Here is a 7,053-nt window from a genome sequence, read left to right on the forward strand (position 1 = left end):
GGGAATCGGGAATCGGGAATCGGGAATCGGGAATCGGGAATCGGGAATCGGGAAAGAGAGGGGAGTGTGGGAAGTGTGGAAAGTCTGGGGAGCAACTGGCGTGGCTTAATGATGGTATGATTTTGCCCCCCTAGCCCCCCATTGGGGGGCACAAAACTCTCTTGCGTCCCCCAGAATGGAGCGATTTAGGGGGCAAGAGGTTAATGCTTTCAAGAATTCATCCTTGAGTTAAGCAACGCCCGTTTGGCTATATCCCTCTTTTGTCATTCTGGTAGAAACCAGTCCCTGAAAGCTTTAAAGAGCTTCCCAGATTTGGGCTTCAATTTTGAGTTTTTGGAAGGAAAATAAATCCTCAAAGCTCGCTCAAATCAAAGTTGGATTATTTAGCTTAAATTATTATTTTTCGATATCAAAAAAAGGGATATAGCATTTTTATTTGAGATGTAAACAGAGGATTGTTCGCAAAAGGTAACAAGCAACAGGCAACAAGCAAGACTAGGAAATAAATACAAGCATTTTTTGGGGTTATTCTAAATCAGCCTTGGAGTTTACAAGCTATTTATCAATATTATTTATTCCACGAACAAAAAAACAAAAAGCCTAAGGTTAGCAGAGAATCTTGAAAAGATGGTCTACTATAAAAGTAAGATATTGCTTAGGGCTTAGGCTGATTTAAGTGTATGGTTTTATCTACACCAAAAGAGTTTTCACTAGTAGCCCAAGGCCAAAAAACTTAATTGATTTATGAGCCTGCTAGGTTTTTTGTGCTAATTCCTAATCAGCACAGATAACCGAGATTGTAGGTATCCATCGACAGGATTTTGAATCAATTATTTTGCCATGATTCCCATACCACTGTGGATTGCCACAGCTGCTAGTGGTAAAGTATTTATTCTTATTCTAATTATTACTAATGTCTCGACAAAAGCGCAAAAGGTTAAGGTGCAGCAGCGGTTGGAGGCTGCAAAGCTGGAAAGTTTGCTTGCCCGCGATCGCAATCATCATTTTGTTGTGTGCCGAGGTAGCAGTAGCCCAGAATCCACCTTCTGAGCTTACATCTCTCCAAAACCAGGTTAAATATCTCCAAGACCAGGTTAAATCTCTCAAAATCGCCCTGGATACTATCTGGGTGATATTCACTGGTTGTTTAGTGTTCTTTATGAACGCGGGCTTTGGGATGTTGGAGGCTGGTCTTTGCCGCCAAAAGAACGCCGCCAACATTTTGACTAAAAACCTGATTGTGTTTGCCCTGTCTACAGCCGCTTACTGGGCAGTTGGCTTTGCTTTCATGTTTGGCAATGGGAACCCTTTTATAGGTTTGAGTGGCTTTTACCTTAAAAGTAACGATGTCTTCGATTCACTAAAACATATTGGTATACCCCTCAACGCCAAGTTCTTTTTTCAACTGGTTTTGGCTGGAACTGCTGCCACTATTGTGTCTGGAGCAGTGGCTGAACGCATCAAATTTGCGGCGTTTTGTCTGTTCAGCCTTCTCCTGGTGGCAATCATTTACCCCATCACGGGTCACTGGATTTGGGGAGGAGGCTGGCTACAAGGGCTGAAATTTTGGGACTTTGCTGGTTCAACCGTAGTTCACTCCGTAGGCGGTTGGTCTGCCTTAGTGGGTGTTTACCTTCTCGGACCACGCAAGGGCAAATATATAGATGGCGTGTCCTATGGGCTGCCCGGACACAATCTCAGCCTGGGGATTCTAGGTTGCTTTATTTTATGGCTAGGCTGGTTTGGTTTTAACCCGGGCTCAACGATGGAATTAGAGCCCAAGGCAATTAGCCATATTGTCCTGACGACGAATACAGCAGCTTGTGCAGGGGGTATTGCCGCAGCTATAGCTACCTGGTTGAACCCATGGGATCTTAACAGTAAGCCTGACCCCACTATGATTATTAACGGAGTACTGTCGGGTTTGGTAGCCATTACCGCATCCTGTCGATTCGTTACCATTGGTAACGCTATTGCTATAGGTCTGCTTGCAGGAATAATTGTGGTCTTTTCAGTGGACTTCTGGGACAGGATGAAAATTGATGATCCAGTAGGTGCTATTTCTGTCCATCTTGTCGGTGGAGTCTGGGGAACCCTGGCTTTAGGTCTTTTCAGTGAAGGACCTGGTGATTTGTATAGTGACGGTGACGGTCCAGTAGCCGGACTGTTCCGTGGTGTCGGGATAAATAGTCTCAAGCTGCTTGGTATTCAACTACTCGGTATTGTTGCAGTAGGTCTGTCAACGGTTTTCCTGAGCTCCCTGGCTTGGTTATTCGTTAAAAAAATACTTTCCTCAGATCTCAGAGTTACAGAAAAAGCAGAACGTGAGGGTCTAGATTTCCACGAACACCGTATGAGCGCCTACAGTGGCTTTTTGTTTAGGGCAGATGTCAAGGAATCAGCGCTCAAGGATCCGCCAAGAAAGAATTAACAAACTAAAGAATTAACAAACTAAAGAGTTAGGAGAGTAATCATGGCGATTATGGACGATAATCTCAATAAAACCGTTGAAAAAATTAACGATGAGCTGAAGAACATCCTTGAAGAAATGAAAGCTCCCAATATAGCCATAATTGGTAAGACTGGTACGGGTAAAAGTACTCTGATCAATAAGGTATTTGGGGTAGAAAAAGCCGAAACCAATGCGGGATGGCCTGTAACTCAATCATTCAAGCTTTACACTCCAGATCATAGTTCTGTCGATACACGGAAACCCATTAATTTATACGATTCAGCCGGTTATGAAGCGAATAAAGAACAGGAATTTAAAGAAAATCTGTTTAATTTTCTAAATACCAAACAATCTGAAGGATTACCCTCACAAATACACTTAATTTGGTATGTTATCAATGCGGCTTCAAAAAGATTTGAAGACTTCGATGCGGATATCATTAACGAAATAAATCGATTAAAAATTCCTGTAATCATAGTGTTGTCTCAGTGCGATATTGTCAGCAATGAAGACATTAATAAGCTTGCCAATGTGATTAAAGAATGTAATTTTGAGAAAGCTTATTACATTCTTGATGTAGCCGCTAAACCTTTAAATAGTAATAATAAAAATATTGAACCTTTTGGACTTAAAGAACTGGTAGATAAAACCCTTGAGTTATTACCAACTATATATTCAGATGCCATTATTGCCAACCAAATAGTCAAGATTGGAGACAAAAAGAAGGTAGCCTGGAAATACATTGCTGCTGCTGCTACAACTTGCTTTGTATCTGGGCTTGTTCCTATTCCGCTTTCAGCGGTCATAGCCATGATTTCCTCTCAAGTTAATCTTCTAAAAGAAATAGCGAAATTATATAATTCCGATAAGATTATCAAAATAATAGACCCAATTACTGGTCAAACAGGCACGACAGTACTTACTATTGCAGCAGTTGGGACTTTAAACATCTCAGCAAGTTTTTTGGTCGGCTTGTTTCCTCCTGGTTATCTGGCAGTAGAGGCAGCTGCGGGAGCAGTAGCTGCTACCTATGTAGTAATTATGGGACTCACGTTTACGTCCGTTTGTGATAAATTCTCTAAAAGGCATTTTGGTGGTTCTGAGAGTAACCAGGAAGTCAAGGATTTTATTGAACAAACATTTAGGGAAGAATTTAATAAATATCGAAAAATTAGAGTTACTTCTCCAAAAAGCCTTGAACAAATCAAAGACGATTTTTTATCAAATCGCCTTCAAAATATCAATACTCAAGAAATAATGGAAATTCTAAACGAGAAACAAGATTACGATAAACTCCTTAGGGAGTTAGTAGATGCTCATGATGACATTATAGGTGCAGTTATTATCTCCAACGAAGCGCTACCCGATACTGATTACATCGGCGAATTATCTGAAGATGAAATTATCGAAATAGCCGAGAAAATAATAACAGTTGCTAGTCTTAAAAAACCGGAACGAATTTGGGTTGAATATCAAGATTTTGATCTAATTGTTGTTTTTAACGCTAAGGATTGTTTGTTGCTAGTTAAAGCTAACAAAACTAATAGACTTGGGAGCCTTAGAAAGACTATTAAAAATACCTCAGAAAAGATTCAGTCTTTAGTTGACCCTAATCCAGCTTCTGGCAATGGTTATCAGCCCAGTGTTAGGCAAACGGATAATGAAATGATATACAGGAACAAACCGGAAAGTCCTGAATCTTAGTCGGGAGTAGTTAGTAGGGTGGGCAGTGCCTACTAATCCTATCCCCAGCTGCTTTTATCTATCTTTTGCACTGCCCACCCTACATACTTCTATAGTATTTTTCAATTGGGTTGAGGTATTTTAGCAAAGGGAGTCGGGAGTCGGGAGTAAGGGGATAGGGTTTGACCTTTTTTTGATAACCGTCTTCGTATAAACCTCCCCATCCCTGATACGACCAGGCATCCTGATCGATTCTCCAATAGCCTTTCTCTGCTCCAAACAGGTGAATTTTTCCATCAAACCCAATGTAAAGATTTCCCTTACCAGAATTATCCAAATCCCATTCTCCCCTATCTCCGGAAGCGTCTGCCTGAGGGTTATTGTCAATTCCACCTTTATTCATCCCAATGATAAAGGGGTCTTTGGGCTGGTAAAACTCCACCCTTTCCCAGCGTTCACAATCATCATCCTCATCGAAAGTCATCCAGGCTTGTTCCCAATTCCCTTTATTATATACCAAATCCCAGGCAGCATCATGACCGGCATAAATCAATTCATCCATTTTCCGCCACCTGCCATCAAAAAATAAGCTATCTGCAGCCGGTAAACCACGCATGTTTTTAAATTGATGCTTTTGATCCGCATAGGAAAAACCTTCTCCTGAGAAGTACAAACTCATGTCAAAGTCAAATTCATTGGAAGGGCCATTATCATTATCCAGGTCAAATCCCATGTAAACATGATCGATCATGGCCGTAGGATAAGCATCCACCTGAGTGGAATCCAAAGATTTTTCCTCCTTGAATTTTCCGCTATCTTCTAACCGGATGGCTATTTCTGAAAGACCATCTTTATCTATATCGTAAAAAAGAAAAGGATTTTCCCAACTGTACCTCAGGTCATCGTATCTGTAGCTCTGAATATGTGCTTTTTGAAACAAAGTCTGGCCATGGTAATCTTCATAAAAATTGGAGGCCCCATAATGTGACCAGGCCTTTAAAACAAGGTCTTTCCAGTTGATATAGTGAAAGGTATCATCATTTTCCTCATCCACAATCCACATATAATTACTCGACCATTCCCAAAAATTTGTGGTGCCAGATTCCTTATTCTCCACAATCACCTGCATGTCAGCAGCGCCATCTCCATCGTGATCTACCCAGTCGAGGCTTAAATCTCCGGGACCGGCATAAACCCCATCTCTGTTTCGGTCTATAATCAGGCAATCATTATCCATGTCGCCTTCCAAATCACCGTTTTTCATATCATCATCATCATCAATCCAAATGAGAGGAATGGAATCCGAAAGTGAGGAATATATCAGGTCAGGGTCTCCATCCTTATCCAGATCAATGTATTTTAATTCATTAGAAAAATCAGGTTTGAAAGATCGGATAAAGGAATTTTGAATATCAAACGTCTGGGCATGGGAAAAGGTAGAAATAGCCAGAAATGCGAAAAGAATTGTAATTTTTTTCATTCAGTTAGACTAATAGTATCAGAAAAATTTATGTATCTCAAAATTATTTCTTTGAGATTAAAAAGGACATAAAAATCCGATCTTATTAGCAATAATACTCGAAAACAGAAAAAATATACCGGAGATAAACGAATGTTTTAAATCTGGTATACCAAATCTGTTTTAAGTAACTGGAATTGTTAATTTAAGTATTTTCAACGAAGCTTCAACCACATTTTAGTGGTAAAAGAGACAGGAAAAATACCAGGTTTTTTTGGTTTTCTATCCTACCACCTCTTTAAAAGCTTCGGCAAATAGTTCTAATTCTTCCATTTTGCCTATGCTTACCCTACACCAGTGTTGTTTGGCAAATTTCCATTTTCTCACTCCTATTCCTTTTTCAAACATAGCTTTCTGGAATTGATCTCCGTGCATTCTAAGTGGAAAAAGGATAAAGTTGGTACTTGATGGCACATATTCGTAGTCCATTTCCTCTAGTACTTTGTAAACAAAAGCTTTTCCTTCATTTGTTTTATCCACACAGGATTGAATAAATACTTTATCCTGATAACTGGACATAGCTCCGGCAATTGCCAGTCCCGAAAGGGAAGAGGTAGAAAACTGTTTGGAAATGGTGGAAGAATATTTCATGATTTTATCCAACAATTCCTGCTGGCCTAGAATATAACCCATACGAATGCCGGCAAAACCATGAACTTTGGAAAATGTTCTGGCCACCAGGATATTATGCCCTTCTTTGATTAAAGAAGCCATACTCTGTTTACCTGGGTCATCCACATAGTCGATATAGGCTTCATCTACCAATACAGTAGTTTTTTTGGACACTTCTTTACAGAATGAGGTAAGCTGATCAGTATCTACCACTGTTCCGTTAGGGTTTGCCGGATTACAAATATAAACCAGGGGTGTATCCTCTGTAACTTTAGCTGCCATGGCATCCAAATTATGATTATTCTCTTTAGTTACCGGAACACCTTCCCAGTCCATTCCATGCTCAGCTGCAGAAATCATCAACCAATCGTAAGGTGGATCGGCACAAATTATTTTTCCCTTATTCTTTCCGGCTATTGCCAGATAATAAGCTACAGAGGTAAGTAGTTCAGTAGAGCCCGCCCCTAATAATATATTATCTTTGGTCAGTCCAAAACTTCCGGCAATCAGATCAGACAATTCTCCCGCACCAAAGAATGAATATTGATAGCCAATATCCAGGGCTTTTACCATTTCATCTTTCGCTTTCTGGGAGGGACCAAAGGGATTTTCGTTGGCTAATAACCTTGCTTTAAGTTTGGGGAAATCATTAATGATTTTTGCTTCCTCAGCTAATTGGGAAAGCTGGAGACGGGATTTACTTCCTTGAGGTGTTTTTGCCAAAAGTGCTTCCCATTGGGAGGGGAGCAGCCCTAATCCTGCAGATAACATGGCTCCATTGCGTAGC

The 7,053-nt window shown here is 40.4% G+C and carries 4 protein-coding genes; 2 read left to right on the top strand and 2 right to left on the bottom strand.

Annotated features, from left to right (window positions below):
• Positions 1-913 precede the first annotated feature (913 nt).
• Complete coding sequence (locus BJP37_RS20780) at positions 914-2,431, top strand: ammonium transporter (RefSeq protein WP_075901620.1); 1,518 nt, start codon at positions 914-916, stop codon at positions 2,429-2,431.
• 42 nt (positions 2,432-2,473) lie between these two features.
• Positions 2,474-4,156: a GTPase family protein gene (locus BJP37_RS20785; RefSeq protein ID WP_075901622.1), complete on the top strand. Its 1,683-nt coding sequence runs from the start codon at positions 2,474-2,476 to the stop codon at positions 4,154-4,156.
• A gap of 79 nt (positions 4,157-4,235) precedes the next feature.
• On the opposite strand, the gene BJP37_RS20790 is transcribed toward BJP37_RS20785, so the two are convergent.
• Together BJP37_RS20790 and BJP37_RS20795 are read right to left on the bottom strand one after the other, a co-directional pair.
• Entirely contained in the window at positions 4,236-5,615 is a 1,380-nt protein-coding gene (locus BJP37_RS20790) for a hypothetical protein (RefSeq protein ID WP_198954130.1), read from the bottom strand.
• A 261-nt stretch (positions 5,616-5,876) separates the two neighbouring features.
• Positions 5,877-7,053 (bottom strand): pyridoxal phosphate-dependent aminotransferase (locus BJP37_RS20795; RefSeq protein ID WP_075901624.1); only part of this gene is annotated, 1,177 nt, incomplete at its 5' end.

The sequence above is a fragment of the Moorena bouillonii PNG genome (assembly GCF_001942495.1).
GTDB lineage: Bacteria > Cyanobacteriota > Cyanobacteriia > Cyanobacteriales > Coleofasciculaceae > Moorena > Moorena bouillonii.